This is a genomic window from Rhodococcus sp. P4_E4, assembly GCF_056401575.1.
Window position 1 is genome coordinate 1 of record NZ_JBFUJB010000042.1, and the last position, 16940, is coordinate 16940.

Here is a 16940-nt window from a genome sequence, read left to right on the forward strand (position 1 = left end):
ATCCGCAATCCGCATCGGCGTCGACAACAAACCGTGGTTCATCCCACCACCCTCGATCGACCCGCAGCAGCACCCCCGACCGGCGAACACCACCTTCAAAACCTGAGGACGAACCTCAGGCACAACAGAACACGGCCCAGCACCGCATCGAAGGAGTCCTCGATGCGGTGCCGAAAGCCGTGCTCAGGCCTAGCCGGTGATCGTTCAGCCCAAGTCGGCGACGATCCGCTCGGCGAGCGGCTTCGACGAAGCCGGATTCTGGCCGGTGTACAGCTTCCGGTCCACCACGACATAAGGCGACCAGGCGTCAGCCTTCGAGAATTTGCCGCCCAACTCGCGTAGCCGAGTTTCGAGCAGCCACGGAGCCTTGTCCGCCAGACCAGCCTGCGTCTCCTCTTCATTGGTGAACGCCGTCAGCTGATAGCCGTCGAACAGCCAGCTTCCATCGGATCTCTGGGCGGGCAGAAGTGCCGCCGGTGCGTGACAGACCGCCGAAACCACCTTGTCGGCGTCCAAGAACTTCACCAGAAGCTCACCGAAGGATGCCGACACCGCAAGATCTTCCATCGGTCCATGCCCACCTGGCACAAAGACCACATCGTAGTCGGCAGCATCGGCGTTTTCCAGAATCTCCGGCGAATCCAGCACCGGCTGCAGATCGGCGATGTACTTGCGCATACGATCAGCGCCTTCTTGCCCGCCGTTGACCTCGGGCGCCAGGCTTCCCTCATCCACAACGGGGGCTTTACCGCCTGGCGTCGCGATCACGATGTCGTAGCCGGCCTCGACGAAAACGCGATGCGCCTCGACCAGTTCTTCCGCCCAGTATCCAGTTGGGTGGGCTGTCCCGTCGTTCAGCGTCCAGTGATCTGCAGAAGTGACTGCAAACAACAGCTTTGTCATCGCGCAACCTTTCGTCGTAGCCAGGAACCGTCGTAGTCAGGAGCCGCCGTAGCCAGGAACCCCGAGATACGGAACCCCGGCGAACGCTCCCTTGGATGAAACGCACTCAACCGGAGGGAATTCCGCATCGGCCGTTCCAGTGCGACTTCTCACCAACGGGGCATGCAACCCGTCATACCCACATTCCAGCTCGGATATTTGGGTCGAACAGTGCGATCAGGTCAGTACGAAGGCCACGGCAAAAAGTGTCCAGGCGGCAGCAAGAACCGTCGACGCCGCAGTAACTGCCCCGGTCACGGCAGGTCGAGTGCTGCAGTTGCGCGCCGCGATGATCCCGACCGTCATCAAGGTCAGCGCCATCAGGAATGACAGAACCACGATCTTCACCAGCAACCCCTTCGACGTCGGCCAACAGAACCGAAGGCCATTTAGATAGTACACAAATAGATCGTGCATTAATCAAATGGAATCAGTCAGATACCTCTTGACAACATTCGATTGAAACTGTCAGGCTAAACCTGACGAGTGGAGAACTTCTCATGAAAGATCTGATCGAGACCGCCCTGACCGCAAAGATCGAGACCGCCGCAACTTCGACGGTCAACGCCGGAATCGCCGAGGCCGGCGCGCAGGCGGACAAGATTGTCGGAACGGATCCATTACCTGGTAGCCCCGAATGGGAGGCAGAACAGGACACCGACATCCCGGCGCAGCGTCAGATGGCTTGGCAGTTGGCAAGTTTCCGGATCCAGCTCGCCGCAGGCATCGATTCGACGGCAAGCGTCATGAGCCTGCGAAGATTCGGCGCAACATGGGCAACCATCGGCCGCGCTGCCGGAATGACCCGTCAGTCCGCGCATGAACGGTGGGGTCGACGTGTATCGGACATGCTCGATCCGTACGGCGTCGGGTTGCCGCCCATGGTGCCGAACGATGATCCGACTCAGCCCTGACTACCAATCGTGTGACTACTGATCCGACAGCAGCGCATCTGCTTTCGCGACCAATACTGCACGCTCACGCTCGTTCCCGGCCAGCCTCGCTGCTTCGAGGAGTTCGGTTCTAGCCTCCTCGGATCGGCCGAGCTGACTGAGCAACTCCCCCCGAACACCGGGAAGCAGGTGGTAGCCGGTCAATTCACCTGAAGCGACAAGCTTGTCGACGAATTCGAGTGCAGGGCCAGGACCGTATGCCATGGATACCGCCGCCGCATGATTGAGGTCGACCACGGGCGATGGGGCCAGTTGCGCCAGAGCCTCGTAGAGGATGACTATCTTCTTCCAATCGGTGTCATCGAAAGTTGCTGCTCGCGCATGACATTCGGCTATCGCTGCCTGCAAACCGTACGGGCCACGTCCACGCCCGACGGCGTCAGCTCGTTCCAGCGCCGCAAGCCCACGCGAGATCTGTAGGCGGTCCCACCTAGTCCGGTCCTGGTCCGCCAGCAGGATGGGCTCACCTGTCGAGGTTGTCCGAGCGCCGAATCTCGAGGCTGTCAGCTCCATCAACGCGACAAGGCCGTGTACCTCGGATTCCCCGGGGACCAATTCGGCGAGTATTCGCGCGAGCCGCAGAGCTTCAGCACTGAGGTCCGCCCGCATCCACTCGTCCCCCGAGCTGGCTGCATAACCTTCGTTGAACACCAGGTACAGGACTCCGAGGACGGCGCTCAACCTGCTCGAAAACTCTTCTCGTCCTGGAACTTCGAAAACCGCTTTCGAAGCGGTCAACGCCTTCTTCGCACGGACTATCCGCTGCTGAACTGTCGCGGTCGGCGTCAGGAACGCCTTCGCAATTTCTTCGGTGGTCAACCCGCCCACAACCCGAAGAGTCAAGGCCACCTGCGCTTTTCGATTCAACACCGGGTGACAGGCGATGAACATCAGCCGGAGGACGTCGTCGTCGATCCGATCCGGATCCCAGCTGACGTCGTCGAAATGCGAAGCGTCGTTCTCGAGTTCACGCGCAAAGTGGGCGTAGCGCTCGTCCAGCCTCTCACGTCGTCGCCACCCGTCGATTGCTCGACGCGTCGCAACGGAAGTCAGCCAGGCAGCGGGATTTCGGGGAACTCCGGTGGCAGGCCACTGCTCGACAGCTTCGAGCAGAGCCTGCGCTGCCAGGTCTTCGGCGAGATCAAGATCTCCGACGGTGCGAGTCAACGTGGCGACGATCTTCGCGGATTCGATTCGCCAGACCGCGTCGACAGCCTTTCTCGTTTCTTCTCGCACCGCCTCGTCGGTCATGGTTCAGCCTGCGACCGGACGATCGGTACCGAGCTCTTCGCGCCAGCCGGCTTCCTTCTGGATGTATTCGTTGTCCTGATCGAAGTCCGACATCTCGCTCACACGGCGCACCTCGAGCTTGCTTCCCGGCCCGAGCGGGCAGCGCTTCGCCCATTCCAAGGCTTCGCCTTTGGTCGACGTCTGAATGATCCAGAATCCCGAGAACAACTCCTTCGTCTCGCCGTACGGGCCGTCGGAGACCAGCGGCGGATCGGACTCGAAATCGACGATGAATCCCTCCTCCATCGCCAATCCCTCACCCGCCAGCAGCACACCGGCCTTGATCAAGGATTCGTTGTATTGCCCCATCGCGGCGATGATCTCGTCGAAGTCCATGTCCTTGGATGCTTCGATGGCTTCGTCGGTGGAACGCATGATCAGCATGTACTTCATGAGAATCTCCTTCGTTTGTGGACCGCTCATTCGGTCCCTCTGCCTACACGTCGAACGACAAAGACGCCGATCGACAAACTTCCGAAACTAATTTTCGAAGGACAAATCCGCCGGTCGAATACGTTGCCCACGGTATCGGCAGAAGGGTCGTCTGGCAGCTCAGAAATCGAGAAATCCCGGCACGACTTCAACGGCGAGCCCGGCCGCGTCAGCGCTCCCGTAGAAATACACCGAGCCGTAGCCAAACAGGTATTCCTCGACGAACTCGGGTTGCGGCTCGGCAACCACTGGCCACCCCTCTTCATTGATCTGGAACAGGAAGCGATGCCCGTCCGCCTCGACGGCATCGGCGTAGGACGGTTCATTTTGTATGAGTACCGGTTGCGGCGCGATCAACACCAACGGCATCACTTCGTCGCCTGCGGGAAGATTGATCAACGCCGCGCTCCCCAGGCCCTCGTGAGTGCCGGCCGATTCCGCACTTCGTGATGACGGCGGGTGCAGGACTGCACTAACCCCGATGTCCGGGTATTCGAGATCGTCATCGCCGATGGAGAATCCCCGACGGATGAAGACGGAAAGCTCTCGCGCACCGAGCCACGGAGCCGTGTGCGCCGCGAGCGTCAAGAGATACTCATGCGTCTGCAAAATCGGCTGACCAGCGAAAACCTGCGGCGGGTGTCCACCGATCCTGGACCCAACTTCCGAATCGCTCGAACCCACCCCGAGATGTACTCTGTCCACCGGCGTCATCCTAGGGAGATCCGACGGGCGTCGGAAGAAGGCTCTCCGATTTCCTACAAACCACTGGTGACGTAGGCCACATTCAGGCTCGATGATGAGTGCATGACAACATTCCCCACTCTCGACCCCGAACTCGCCGCAGCGCTCACCATGCTCCCGAAGGTGGACTTCGCTGACCTCCCCAACGCGCGGGCCACCTACGATGCTCTGATCGGCGCCATGTTGGCCGACCTGTCATTCGACGGAGTCTCGCTTCGTGAACTGTCCGCTCCTGGCCTGGACGGCGATCCGGGGGTCAAGATTCGTTTCTTCACCCCGGACAACACCGCCGGCCCTGTCCCCGTTCTGCTCTGGATCCATGGCGGCGGATTCGCAATCGGCACCGCAGAGTCCAGCGATCCATTTTGTGTCGAGGTAGCGCGCGAACTCGGATTCGCCGTTGCAAACGTGGAGTACCGCCTCGCCCCTGAAACCTCCTTTCCCGGCCCCGTCAACGACTGCTACGCCGCACTCCTCTACATCCATGCCCATGCCGAGGAACTGGGAATCGATCCCAGCCGCATCGCAGTGGGCGGGCAGAGTGCAGGCGGCGGATTGGCCGCGGGCACTGTCCTCAAAGCCCGCGACGAGGGCGTTGTGCCTGTGGCATTCCAATTCCTCGAAATTCCTGAACTCGACGACCGTCTGGCGACGGTCTCGATGACGAACTTCGTCGACACACCGTTGTGGCACCGCCCCAACGCCATCCTGTCGTGGAAGTACTACCTCGGCGAGTCGTATTCAGGTCCCGAAGATCCTGACGTCTCCATTTACGCTGCGCCGTCCCGGGCGACCGACCTCACCGGTCTGCCGCCGACCTACCTGTCCACCATGGAACTCGACCCACTCCGTGACGAAGGAATCGAATACGCCCTTCGACTGCTGCAAGCGGGAGTCAGCGTCGAATTGCACTCCTTCCCCGGAACCTTTCACGGGTCGGCGCTAGTCGCGACCGCAGCGGTCAGCGAAAGAGGTGCCGCCGAAGCCCTCACTGCGCTCCGGAGAGGGTTGCGTTCGCTGTCGCCTGTCTCGTAGCGTTGCGAGATGCAAGGACTGATGTACCGGCTTGCCGAGCTCGATGCAGACTCGGCAGGCCTGGTACGTGTCATCGATTACTTCGACACGCTCGTGCGGCACGGCTCCGACACCGCATCTCTGCTTCGCGCGAGCGCGCAGTTGGCGGACTGCGTTGTAGGTATCGAGATCGTGGAACACGGTAGAAGCAAGAAGAATTTGCGCCGATGTGACCCACGCGGCCGATGGTCACCCGAACCCCAGTTCCCTCCGAGCATGGCCAGGGACATCGCTGTAGACGACGAGGTTCTCGGGAAGGTATGGATCGAGCGTCCTGGTGCGCACTTGCCGCTCGACGAAATGCTCGTCGATCGAATGGCCCTGACCGCAGCGATAATCCTGCAACCCCGACGCTTGCCTACCGAAGCCGAGCACACTCGAAATCTGTTGTTCCCGATGGATGAACTCGCGGTGCTCACCTCCTGCGCCGGTCTCGGTATCGAACCCCAAACCCCAGTCCGCGTCATGGCAACCAAGGCAGTCTCAGACACGGCCGGCGGCACTGCACACCTTGTTATTTCGCAAGATTGCACACCTGGCAAAGCCGTTGGGATAGAAGCTGATGGCGAGTATCTGAATCTCGTGGCGGGTTCGTTCGCACCGACACCCGAGCTGTCCGAGTCAGCACTGTCGTCATCCATTCGCGCCGGAATATCTTTGGCTGCTTCCGCTTCCGAAGTGAATACAATACTCAGCACTGCACGATTCGCTCGCGCACAGGCGTCAGCAACAACACCGATCGTGAACGCCGACGATCTCGGCGCCCTCAACCTCCTGGCACCGGGATCACACATCGATCACTCGCGAATACCGGATCTGGTTCTTGCCGAAGAGATCGGCGATACCAAACAGGGATTAGAACTACTCGAAACCTTGAGGGCATACCTGCAATCCGGAACATTGAGGGCCGCAGCCGATTCCATGCACCTTCATCACAGCAGCGTCGCGCACCGATTGGCAAAGCTGTCCCAGCACGTCGGATTCCACGTCGACACCATCGAGAACCGGGCACGCGCAACAGCCATGATGCTGGTCCTCGATGGCGGATAGGGCCCACCGCGCATCACTTGCGCTACGCAGTGGTTGACGATCTTTCGCGTTCGGCAAGCGCAACGAAGGGTGCAAGCGCGGGATTCGGGTTGTCCGGACGGTAGGTCACGGCAACTTCGAGAGTCGGCTGCATACCGGCGATCTCACACAGATGAATACCCGGGATTCGGAGCATCCGGGCCCGCCCCTGCGGGATCGGCGCAATTCCCACCCCGTCCGAGACGGCGTGCAAAACCTGCTCGTCGTCAGCCTCGAATCGAACGATATTGGGAGTGCTGTCGGGCCAAAGTTGTTCGAGCGTACGCGAATACATCCCGGGTGCATTCGCCTCGGGCCAGAATACGACGGGGACGTCCACCAGATCTCCGAGTTCGAGTGTCGTTCGATCCCCGAACGGATGATCCACGGGAACGGCGACCAGGATAGGTTCGGTGTCGAGGACGATCAGGGGAAGTTCACGATCGTCGTCATCGAGCGGCGGTCGCACAACCGCGATGTCGACGGCTCCGGTTCGGACGAGGTCGACAGTCTGCGCCGAAGTGCCCCGGTGCACGACAACTTCGACGCCTGGATAGAGCTTGCGATAAGTGCTGACCAGATCTCCGACGGCGCCACCCGCCCACGAACGGGTGTACGCGATGCGCAGTTCCCCGTCCACACCGCGAGCAGCCAATCGAATTCGTTCGACCGCCCGGTCTGCGCACCCGAGCAAGAAGCGTGCCTCTCGTACCGCTACCCGCCCCGCGTCGGTGAAAGTGAACTGCGGACCTCGGCGATCCACCAGAGGAACGCCGAGTTCGCGCTCGAGAACCTTGATCTGCTGACTGAGTGCAGATTGCGCCACGTGGACGTTCGCGGCGGCGCGAGTGAAGCTGCCGTGATCCGACAGAGCGATCAGATAGCGTGCGCGCTGCAGGTTCATACGGCGATTATAAGAAGAACAGATGGTGGTGTCACTACTTGGTCTTGGACAGCGCATCACCTGAGGTCGGAGGATCGAGTGCAGGTTGTTCCACCGCTCGTCTCCCGAAAAACTGTCCCCCGAACGATCACAAGGTTGAACATGAGCCCCCGAACACTCGTCGAAGCACGCGAACCTGCAACGGACGCGAGGTTCCTCGACGCCCTCGCAGAGATCATCGACGCCCTCGCAGAGATCGTCGGCGAAGCGCATGTTCTCACCGATCCAGAGCTGATCGAGGGTTACACACGCGACTGGACGGGACGTTGGATCGGTGACGCAATAGCTGTGGTCCGTCCGGCCGACACCGCCGAAGTGTCCGCCGTCGTCACGACCTGCTTCGAGGCCGGGATTCCCATCACCCCGCAAGGTGGAAATACCGGACTTGTCGGTGGCGGAATACCATCGGCTGGATCAGTGGTGCTGAGCACCAGGCGTTTGGATTCGATCGAGACCGTCGACCCCATCGGCCGGACAATCGCGGCCGGTGCGGGAGTGACCGTCGCTCGCGCCGACCTGGCGGCCTCCGCACATGGCCTCCGATTCGGAATCGATTTGGCATCAAAGGAATCCGCGACTCTCGGCGGCATCGTCGCAACCAACGCCGGCGGTACCCGCATGGTCCGATACGGAAATACACGGGCACAGATACTCGGGATCGAGGCAGTACTTGCCGATGGTTCGGTACTGAGTAGATGGACTCCACTCGTCAAAGACAATGTCGGATACGATATCCCAGGTCTTCTTGCGGGCAGTGAGGGAACGCTCGCGATTGTCACCAAGGTTCTGATGAAGTTGGTCACCCCGGCGACCGACACCCAGGTCGTGCTCGCGGGTGTGCGCGACGTCGATCAAGCGCTGCAGCTGTGTAATCGAGTGCGCCAGAGCGGGTTGACCGTGGAGGCCGCCGAAATCATGACCGACGACGGCATCTCCCTCGTCTGCGCGCACACCGATGCCCGTCGCCCGTTCGGCACACCGTCACCGATGTACACCCTGATCGAGGTGTCATCGCCGCGCGAGACGGAAGAGTCACTCCTCGAAGTTCTCTCCGCCTCTGCCGATCTCATCGAGGACGCGACAGTCGAGCCTGGCCCCGCTCGAAAGCTGTGGACTCTGCGAGAAAGCCATACCGAAAGCATCAGCGCTTCATCGACGACTCCGGTGGTCAAACTCGACATCTCCGTCCCCTTGTCCGTGATGGGCATGTTCATCGAGAGCCTCCGCGAAGTACTCACCGAACGATTCGTCCATGTGCGTCCAATGTTGTTCGGACACTTCGCCGACGGGAATATCCATGTGAATCTTCTTGACGCCGAACCGAGCATCGCCCACGAACTGACCGATACGGTCTTCGAACTCGTCTCCGCCCATCACGGAAGTATCAGCGCCGAGCACGGGATCGGTCGCGCGAAGTCACCGTGGATAGCGCTGGGGCGCACGGAAACCGACATCGCCGCCATGAAGCTGATCAAATCGTCCTGGGATCCGCGTGGAATCCTCAATCCTGGAATACTGTTGCCCGAAACGGTCGGGTAACAGAAGGGGTCTCGTGCAGGATCTTTACGTCGTCACTCATCCTCATGCCGAACACACAGCACAGGATATCGTCGGAGGTTGGCACAATTCCGTTCTCACGCCCGCAGGCAGGCGCGATGCAGAGTTGATCGCCGAAGAGTTGAAACGTCGACGCACAGGAACTTCGCGCCCGATCCGCATCACCTCTTCCGACCTCGAACGGTGCGCCGAGACATCCGCGATCATCGCCCGGACACTCGATGTTCCGGCGACAACAGACTCTCGATTGCGCGAAATCAGCTTCGGAGAAGCCGAAGGGCGCCCGAACTCGTGGCTGACCCAGCGGCAGGTTCCGGCTCCTGACAACAACCGCCTCGATCACCGTGGCCCCGTTGCCGGTGCCGAAACCCGCCGCGACATCGCATCAAGGGTCGGCGAGTGCATTCGCGAACTGATGACCGAACTCGATCACGATCACATCGTCGTAACACACGGATTTGCACACACATTCGTCGTCTCCGCCTGGCTGCAGATCCCCGTCGAAGCCACAGGGTTTGCGAACTTCGCGACCACGCCCGGGGCCATCACACATCTCCAACACGACGACTACTGGCGCAATCGAACTCTCGCGCAACTAGCCGATACGACGCACTTGGCCTGTGGCACGATGGCCTGATGCGCCATGTCTCCGACGACGAACGCCGTGCACGCATAGGAGTACGTCACGCGCTGGCGCCTTCGTTCCGCGTAGATTCTCCGGAAGCTGCCACGCGGGCGATGACGGTACTGCACGCCACCGAGTCAGCGACTGTCTATCTGTCTTGCTGGGCGAGGGTTCGGTCATTGGACGCCGCCGACGTCGACAACGCGTTGTACGACCAACGCAGTCTCGTGAAGCAATTGGCTATGCGCCGCACGCTCTTCACGTTCCCACGAGACTTGCTGCCGGCCGCGTGGTCGAGTGCGTCCGCCCGCGTCGCGAACACCGAGCGCGCACGAATGGCCAAGGATGTCGTCAAGGCCGGAATCGCCGTCGACGGCAACGACTGGCTCGATCGCGCGCGGGCGGAGGTTCTGACACTGCTCACCGATGCACCTGAAGGACTTTCCGCACTCGAGGTCCGTCAGGCAGTACCGATGATCGACGTCAAGGTCGAGGGTTCGGCAGGCGAAATCTGGTCGGCACCCAGGGTTCTCACGCACCTCGGGGCGACCGCAGACATCATGCGCGGCACCAACACCGCCCGATTCCCCGTCTCACGCCCACTGTGGACTCTCACTCGACACTGGCTCGACGACGCCCCCATCGATCTCGAATCTGCAGACGGATACCGAGAAATAGTCCGACGCTGGCTCCACTCCTTCGGACCGGGGACGGAAGACGACATCGTCTGGTGGCTGGGCTCGACCAAGACGGTCGTCCGGGCCGCCCTCGCCGAACTCGAAGCCGTTGCAGTCTCACTCGACGGTGGCGACACCGGCTGGTTACTACCGGATGACGTCGCCACGGTGTGTGATCCAGGTCCTTGGGCGGCACTCCTACCGGTGCTCGACCCGACGATCATGGGGTGGAAGAACCGTGACTTCTATCTCGGCCCGCACCGCAACCAACTCTTCGACACCCGCGGTAATGCCGGCACCACCGCTTGGGTCGACGGTCGCGTCGTAGGGTGCTGGATCCAAGACGAAACCGGTGTGGTGCACGTTCGAGTACTCGAATCCGTGTCCGCGGATGCGCAACGGGCGCTCGACGCCGAGGCAGATCGTCTGACCGAGTGGCTGGGTGGCGTCAGAATCGGCACCGGTTATGTCTCACAGGCCATGAAAAATCTGCCGGTCGTCTAGGAAATCGGCTGAGCGACAACCACTATCGCTCAGCCGCTCCCATCGTTATCACTGCGGAATGGGTGCATCTTCCGGAGGCAGCAAGTGAGTGCATGTCTGCGCACCGGCCGCACGCGCTGCTCGCTCCGCCGGATAGCCACCCGCGAGTTCCTCACGGGGAGTGCTGTCGAGCGCGAGCAGGGTGTCACCCATGACCAGCGTCTGCTGATGCATACGTTCGAAGTCGATCGCGTCGGCGCCGAACGACGGAGCCCACAGCGACCAGGGACCGGAGATTCCTCCGATGGTCGGAATCAGGCGATTATGGAAGCTCGTGCCGAGGCCTCCGAAGCTGCAGAACACGGGAACTCGGGCAGGCTGCGGCCGGTCGAAGCCCCGCAGAACTGCCGTCCGGTCGAGCGGATGAGACTTGACCGCTGCCACCAATGCGGCGACCAGTGCCGGACTTTCACTTCCAGCGAACCACGAGTACGGCTCACCGACCCCGGTGAATTCAAGCCTCTGGCCGGGTCCATCTGTGCGATCGACAGGCAGAATCTCCCGCGTACCCATGTGCTCGACAGAGAAGTCGAAGGCGACGGATCCGCTGTCGTATTCCTTGTCCAGCTCCGTCGCGTACCGATCTGTTCCCTCTCGAGACATATGCAGATGTGCACTGGCAAAGACGAACTCGTAGGTACGTGGACGGCATTCGAGTGGCAGACGCGAAAGATACTGTGCGAGTGCCAGAACCGCAGCACTGCCGTTCTCCTGCACCCAGGTTGCGCCGTCGGTGTGGGTGTTGATCACAATTCTTTCCTGGCTCTGCCCGGGAATCGTGGCGATCAGATTTCGAGTGGGAGCCGTGTCGACGTCCGCGAGAACAGAGATCTTCGCCTCGGTTCCGGATTCCGCCAACTGCTTGAGTCGGACAGCTTCGTCGACGCCTGCCCATACCGCGGGCACGGTGAAGTGTGTGCCGGTGTGAGGATCGAAGTAGCCTTGAATCTGTTCTGCAGGAACGTTCCACGCGAGAATGAGCCCGGCCGCACCCGCGAGTCCTGCTGCCAATGGATCCGTTTCGAGCGCCGCAGTGAACGGCCGTTCGTAGTTACCCGCCAGCGGGAAGTCGGGAGTCATGTAATGCGAGAAAGCAGCAAAAGTCGCATACGGCACTGCTGGGCTCTGGACATCGCGAATCACGATGCGACCCTTCGAGTTCTCCGGCGTGATCGCGGTTCCAGGTGGAAGATAGACCAGTGGAGCCGTCCGGCCTTCCTCGCCCGTGGGCAGTGAGTACGGGACCGCGCCTGCTGTCCGTAGTACTTCCGGTGCAGCATCCGGCTGCAATACAGCCAGCTTGCCGGCAGCCACCAGGTCGCGGCCAGGACCATCTGACGCCAACGGTGACGGCTGCCAGCGCTTGATCTGATAATCGTCCGAATCAATCGCGACGCCAGGTAGTGCACGCATGCTGTCTTCGACCCAGTCGATCATGCTCTCGTGCTCAGCGCTTGCCGTCGACCGGAGGCCGAAGCCGGCAATCTTTGCATTGAGGTCACGCAGATCGTCAGCCGTGGCGAATGATGCCGGATCGATCGACTCGGGACATCCCGCAACAGGACCCGTCGAGCCGAGAGAGCCCACGGAACCGGTTGAACCAGTGAATGGTTCCGCGTTCGCTTGAGCGAGGCTCGAGATTGCGAGCAGTGCGGAAGCCGCGATTGCGGGTATCACGCGACGAAGGATCATGAAGGAATCTCTCTGTTCGAACTATAAAAGTTACAGACGTTTCTTTTATACAGGTTCGTATGACGCAAGTCACGCAGAACTTGTTCGGGACGTGCCCTTCAGGCACTTCTCGGCCAGCCAGGCTCAGTTCGACACGGCGGAAAGCATGGCCTCGATCCACACGCCAGCCTCGGCCGACAGGGCTACGATCGACCCCTTCTCCGGCTCGTCGAGCGCATCGGATGCAAGCTGCCGAATGGCATACACCGCTCCGACATAAGCGCTCAGCGGGACTCGCGGATTGCCCGGCGCTCGCTCACGCTCCGCTTTCAGCACTTCGGACATCCCGACCAGTGCAGCTCTTCGTTGCACGCGCGCGCGTCGCCCGAGAGCATCCATCTCTACTTGAAATGCCCGAGCCACAACGGGATCTGCGTTCAGCGCAGTCAGATAACCCTCGACGATATCAGCGATGGCGTGGCGGTCCCAAGCAAAGGAACCGACCGGAAAGATCCCGCGAATACGAGTGAGCAGAACTTCGATGAACCTGCCGTACGCAGCAAAGACGCACGCATCCTTGTCAGGAAAACATTCATAGAACGCGGCCGGCGAAATTCTTGCCCGCTTGGCGATCTGACGCACACCGACGCCCTGATAACCCGAGTCCGCCATCAGTTCCGTCGTGGCGATCATCAGCCGCTCGCGCTGCGCAGTCAGTACGTCATCCCTGCTCAGTTCATGCCGACCTCGCGGCAGATCCGGCGGCGTAGTGAAGAACACGCCCTCGGTGATCCTCGCCGTCACCACCCCCACCTCTCACCGCCGCATTCTCGAGTTGATCAAAGCGAGAGTAGCCAACGGAAACCAGCGGCGAACGAGAGGCCGGTCCGAGAACCGACCATCGACAAGTGTACGAAACGTACAGTACACTTCGTCAGTCAGTGATTGACCGATCTAGGAGGTTCCATGGAGGGTCAAGCAGTTCGTGAATACGGTGCGTTCATCAACGGAGCGTTCCGAGCCATGGGCACATCCACATTCGAGGCCCGTAACGCCGCTTCCGGCGCTCTACTCGCCACACTGTCTCGGTGCGGGCCCACAGAGATCGACGACGCGGTCGAAGCCGCCAGGCGGGCATTTCCTGCATGGGCGAACCTGACCACTGAAGAACGATCCGCAAAAATCTTGCAGTTTGCCGCGCTCGTGGAGGATCGGGCCGAAGAGCTTGCCCAACTCGAGTGCAGGGATACCGGGCGGCATATCAGGGAGATGCGCGAGGACTATCGAGCCGCCGTCTCACACCTGCGATACTTTGCGTCAATCTCGTTGGCCCACCATGGCTTCGGCCGCGAGTTGGCATCGGGATACCTGGTCGCGAAGCGAGTGCCATTGGGCGTATGTGGACAGATCATTCCCTGGAACGATCCCGTGGTAATGACGGCGTTCAAGATTGCACCTGCCCTGGCTGCGGGAAACACAGTGGTCCTCAAACCTGATGAAAATGCTTGCGTTTCCGTCATGGAGCTGGCCAGGATCGCCGCCGACGTGTTTCCCGCAGGCGTTTTCAATGTTGTCCCTGGTCTTGGCGAGGAAGCCGGCGCAGCCTTGATAGACCATCCGAAGGTCAGCAAACTCGCTTTCACCGGAAGCACCGAAGTCGGCCGACTCGTGGCACACGCCGCAGCCTCACGGCTGATCTCGACCACGCTCGAGCTCGGCGGCAAGAGTCCCAGCATCGTGTTTCCTGATATCGAGGACATCGATGCAGTGGTCGCCGATGCCACCGCAGGTGTCCTCATGTGCAACGGCCAATCCTGCTTGGCCGGAACACGTCTCTTCATCCACGAGGATATCTATGACACCTTCGTGGAAAAACTCGTCGCAGGATTCCGATCATTGCGAGTCGGGCCGCCACTGAACGAGGACACCGAACTGAGCGGATTGATCCACCAGGAACACGCCGAACGTGTGATCTCCATGATCAAATCCGGGATCGACGAAGGCGCACAACTACTTACAGGCGGGGATCTGGTAGAAGTGCCGGGTTTCGAAGCCGGAAACTTCGTCGCGCCGACGATTCTCGAGGTCACCAACTCGATGCGAATCGCACAGGACGAAATATTCGGACCTGTCCTGTGCGTCCTCAGATGGAACAACTACGAGCACGTGATCGCAGAAGCCAATGACACTCCGTACGGTCTCGCTGCTGGGATCTATACCTCCAACCTGAAGAACGCGATGGAAACCGCGGATCGTCTTGATGCGGGCTGCGTCTGGATCAATCAGTACTTCAATCTGGGAGGCGGTGTCCCCTTCGGGGGATTCAAGGAAAGCGGCCTGGGGCGAGAGTTCTGCCTCGAGACGCTCAACGAATACACCCAACTCAAATCCATCACTGTCGCCACGTCGACGCCCACGACAAACCAAGGAAGCACAAATTGAAAATCTCGGGAAATACCATCTTCATTGCCGGCGGAACCTCCGGTATCGGCCTCGCACTTGCAGTGGGATTGCAGAACGAGGGGAACAAGGTAATCGTCGGAGGGCGTCGATCCGCTCTGCTGCAAGAGATCTCGGACAAGTACCCGGGCATCAGCACAGTCGTTATCGACGTGGACGACCCGAAATCCATTCGAACGGCGCATGAATCCGTCACCGAGGCATTTCCCGATCTGAACGTCCTCGTGACGATGTCGGGAATCATGTACCCGGAAGACTTGAAGAACCCGGACTTCCTCGACGTCGCCGAGAGAACCGTCACGACAAACCTTCTCGGAACAGTTCGCTTGGCCGGCCAGTTCATCCCGCATCTGATGACGAAGCCCAATGCCACCATCATCACCGTCTCATCCGCCGTCGGCTTCGTCCCGCTGCCCGTCACGCCCACGTACAACGCGACAAAGGCGGCGGTTCATCTCTTCACCGAGAGCATGCGCGTACAACTCGCCGATACCTCGATCCAGTGCATCGAACTCATCCCACCAGGAGTCCGCACCACGCTGATGGGTCAGGAGAACTCGGAATCAGCTCTGCCACTTGATGACTACATTGCCGAGACCATCGGCCTACTGACGGCGCACGACGACGCCACGGAAATCGTGGTCGACGCCGCCAAGCCGCTTCGCAATGCCGAGATCAACGGTGAGTACCAGCTAGTACTGAAGATGCTCAGCTGACACCCGAGTGTTGAGGCACATCGCAGTGCGGGGAGGGCAATTCGCCCTCCCCTTCGCTGCGGATTCTCAACGGAGAACCCGTCTATGCACCACTGCGGAGTCCACGAACTGCGTGATCGATGATCGAGCGCACAGTGTTGTCATCGATACCCGCGTGCCCGACCAACATCCGGTAGATCAACGGCCCGAAGAACAGATCGATCGCTTCCTCGGTGTCGATGTCTTCGCGAAAGTAGCCGGAATCCACACACCGCCGAATCAGTGCGGCGAAACCCCGACGACGTTCGTCGAGGAAGAAAGTGCGGAAGTATGCCGCCGTCGTCGGATCGTTGGCACACGCGCCGACAAGTTCGGCAAAGATCGACCCGAGTGGACCTCGGTAGAACTCTCCGATGTCACCTAGATAGTCGTTCAAATCGGCTTGCGCACTATCGGTCTCGGGAAATGTCAGATGACGAGCCATGAGCACGCCGAATGCTTCAGCAGCGATAGCTTGCCGCGACGGCCAGTGCCGATACAGAGTCACCTTGCTGACACCGGATTGTTCGGAGATCGCATCGATGGTCGCGGCCTTCATTCCACCGGATTTCAGAAGAGCTTCTGCTGATCTAAGGGCCTTCTCGTGAGCCGCCTCACTACGTGCACCGCTCGGAGGAGTCAGCAATCCCGTCTCGGCATCACCCGAGCCCCGAAACACGCCGTCATCGGGAGCGCGCTTACCCATGTCCACTCCTTAGTCCTTCAAGACCTTGCAGCACAGAGCATTTCCCGGCATCGAAGGACCCGGCACAGCCCAAGGCAGCAACTTGTCGCGATAGCTACTAGTCGTATCGTACACATGACGCCCTGGACCGAATCAGCCTGGCTACAACAACGAGCTCAATCTGCTTGCGTCCGCGCATGATTCAAACAACCAGCGCAAGCCTCTCATTTATTACTCAAAAGTAAGATAGCGTGTGGTCGTCATCACACCAGCCCGTCAAGTACCGAGGGACATACGAAACCGAAGGGTCGATCGTGGCATCGAGGATTCTCTTTCACGGAGTGGTGGCGCTGACAGCCATTGCACTCACAGGCATCACAGCACCTACTGTCGCCGCGCGACCGTCGGCGGATTCCTTCTATCAGTACGACGGTTCGGCACCGCTGTCGTCGTATCAGCCTGGGGCCGTTCTCAAAACGAGGACCTTGCCCTATCACGTCGTCAACATTCCGACCCCGTTGCAAGCCGTGCAGGTGTTGTAC

17 protein-coding genes and 1 pseudogene are annotated in these 16940 nt (G+C 60.4%); 9 read left to right on the forward strand and 9 right to left on the reverse strand.

Going from position 1 to position 16940, the window contains the following annotated elements; translation table 11 throughout:
* Window positions 1-204 precede the first annotated feature (204 nt).
* Both AC1DVN_RS30370 and AC1DVN_RS30375 read right to left on the reverse strand, forming a co-directional pair.
* Complete coding sequence (locus tag AC1DVN_RS30370; RefSeq protein WP_021345989.1) at window positions 205-903, reverse strand: type 1 glutamine amidotransferase domain-containing protein; 699 nt, start codon at window positions 901-903, stop codon at window positions 205-207.
* 216 nt (window positions 904-1119) lie between these two features.
* Complete coding sequence (locus AC1DVN_RS30375; protein ID WP_021333309.1) at window positions 1120-1290, reverse strand: hypothetical protein; 171 nt, start codon at window positions 1288-1290, stop codon at window positions 1120-1122.
* Between the two features lie 152 nt (window positions 1291-1442).
* Here AC1DVN_RS30375 and AC1DVN_RS30380 point away from each other — a divergent pair, with 152 nt between their 5' ends.
* A complete protein-coding gene (locus AC1DVN_RS30380; RefSeq protein WP_060937760.1) occupies window positions 1443-1856 on the forward strand; it encodes a hypothetical protein in 414 nt (137 codons plus the stop codon).
* A gap of 15 nt (window positions 1857-1871) precedes the next feature.
* On the opposite strand, the gene AC1DVN_RS30385 is transcribed toward AC1DVN_RS30380, so the two are convergent.
* The 3 genes from AC1DVN_RS30385 to AC1DVN_RS30395 form a co-directional block, all read right to left on the reverse strand.
* Window positions 1872-3146 (reverse strand): RNA polymerase sigma factor, encoded by a 1275-nt coding sequence (locus tag AC1DVN_RS30385; RefSeq protein WP_477994768.1) that lies wholly within the window; start codon window positions 3144-3146, stop codon window positions 1872-1874.
* A gap of 3 nt (window positions 3147-3149) precedes the next feature.
* A complete protein-coding gene (locus AC1DVN_RS30390; protein WP_298772893.1) occupies window positions 3150-3578 on the reverse strand; it encodes a YciI family protein in 429 nt (142 codons plus the stop codon).
* A 159-nt stretch (window positions 3579-3737) separates the two neighbouring features.
* Entirely contained in the window at window positions 3738-4331 is a 594-nt protein-coding gene (locus AC1DVN_RS30395) for a hypothetical protein (RefSeq protein ID WP_021333308.1), read from the reverse strand.
* Window positions 4332-4424: 93 nt separating this feature from the next.
* On the opposite strand from AC1DVN_RS30395, the gene AC1DVN_RS30400 reads away from it, so the two are divergent.
* Both AC1DVN_RS30400 and AC1DVN_RS30405 read left to right on the forward strand, forming a co-directional pair.
* A complete protein-coding gene (locus AC1DVN_RS30400; RefSeq protein WP_172933153.1) occupies window positions 4425-5396 on the forward strand; it encodes an alpha/beta hydrolase in 972 nt (323 codons plus the stop codon).
* A 9-nt stretch (window positions 5397-5405) separates the two neighbouring features.
* Window positions 5406-6485, forward strand: coding sequence for a helix-turn-helix domain-containing protein (locus AC1DVN_RS30405; protein ID WP_229756694.1), 1080 nt, complete (start codon window positions 5406-5408; stop codon window positions 6483-6485).
* A 22-nt stretch (window positions 6486-6507) separates the two neighbouring features.
* On the opposite strand, the gene AC1DVN_RS30410 is transcribed toward AC1DVN_RS30405, so the two are convergent.
* Window positions 6508-7407, reverse strand: coding sequence for a LysR family transcriptional regulator (locus tag AC1DVN_RS30410; RefSeq protein WP_477994771.1), 900 nt, complete (start codon window positions 7405-7407; stop codon window positions 6508-6510).
* 141 nt (window positions 7408-7548) lie between these two features.
* Here AC1DVN_RS30410 and AC1DVN_RS30415 point away from each other — a divergent pair, with 141 nt between their 5' ends.
* The 3 genes from AC1DVN_RS30415 to AC1DVN_RS30425 are packed head-to-tail and all read left to right on the forward strand — an operon-like array spanning window position 7549 to window position 10809.
* Complete coding sequence (locus tag AC1DVN_RS30415) at window positions 7549-8985, forward strand: FAD-binding oxidoreductase (RefSeq protein ID WP_477994773.1); 1437 nt, start codon at window positions 7549-7551, stop codon at window positions 8983-8985.
* A gap of 13 nt (window positions 8986-8998) precedes the next feature.
* Window positions 8999-9640 carry a histidine phosphatase family protein gene (locus AC1DVN_RS30420; protein WP_141488169.1) on the forward strand — a complete coding sequence of 214 codons (642 nt, stop codon included), beginning with the start codon at window positions 8999-9001 and terminating at the stop codon, window positions 9638-9640.
* Entirely contained in the window at window positions 9640-10809 is a 1170-nt protein-coding gene (locus tag AC1DVN_RS30425) for a winged helix DNA-binding domain-containing protein (protein WP_477994775.1), read from the forward strand. The genes AC1DVN_RS30420 and AC1DVN_RS30425 overlap by 1 nt, the downstream gene beginning before the upstream one ends.
* 48 nt (window positions 10810-10857) lie before the next feature.
* Here the strand turns inward: AC1DVN_RS30425 and AC1DVN_RS30430 are convergent, their stop codons facing one another.
* Both AC1DVN_RS30430 and AC1DVN_RS30435 read right to left on the reverse strand, forming a co-directional pair.
* The gene (locus tag AC1DVN_RS30430; protein WP_477994777.1) at window positions 10858-12525 is read right to left on the reverse strand and encodes a hypothetical protein; all 1668 of its coding nucleotides are present in this window, start codon (window positions 12523-12525) and stop codon (window positions 10858-10860) included.
* A gap of 138 nt (window positions 12526-12663) precedes the next feature.
* On the reverse strand, window positions 12664-13323 hold the full coding sequence (locus tag AC1DVN_RS30435; protein ID WP_133727338.1) for a TetR/AcrR family transcriptional regulator: 660 nt from the start codon (window positions 13321-13323) through the stop codon (window positions 12664-12666).
* A 162-nt stretch (window positions 13324-13485) separates the two neighbouring features.
* On the opposite strand from AC1DVN_RS30435, the gene AC1DVN_RS30440 reads away from it, so the two are divergent.
* The gene (locus tag AC1DVN_RS30440) at window positions 13486-14961 is read left to right on the forward strand and encodes an aldehyde dehydrogenase family protein (protein ID WP_477994778.1); all 1476 of its coding nucleotides are present in this window, start codon (window positions 13486-13488) and stop codon (window positions 14959-14961) included.
* Window positions 14958-15695: an SDR family oxidoreductase gene (locus tag AC1DVN_RS30445; RefSeq protein ID WP_477994779.1), complete on the forward strand. Its 738-nt coding sequence runs from the start codon at window positions 14958-14960 to the stop codon at window positions 15693-15695. The genes AC1DVN_RS30440 and AC1DVN_RS30445 overlap by 4 nt, the downstream gene beginning before the upstream one ends.
* Window positions 15696-15777: 82 nt before the next feature.
* On the opposite strand, the gene AC1DVN_RS30450 is transcribed toward AC1DVN_RS30445, so the two are convergent.
* Entirely contained in the window at window positions 15778-16419 is a 642-nt protein-coding gene (locus tag AC1DVN_RS30450) for a TetR/AcrR family transcriptional regulator (protein ID WP_477994781.1), read from the reverse strand.
* Between the two features lie 293 nt (window positions 16420-16712).
* Here AC1DVN_RS30450 and AC1DVN_RS30455 point away from each other — a divergent pair.
* Window positions 16713-16940 (forward strand): annotated as a pseudogene (locus tag AC1DVN_RS30455) (lipase family protein); the annotation flags it as partial.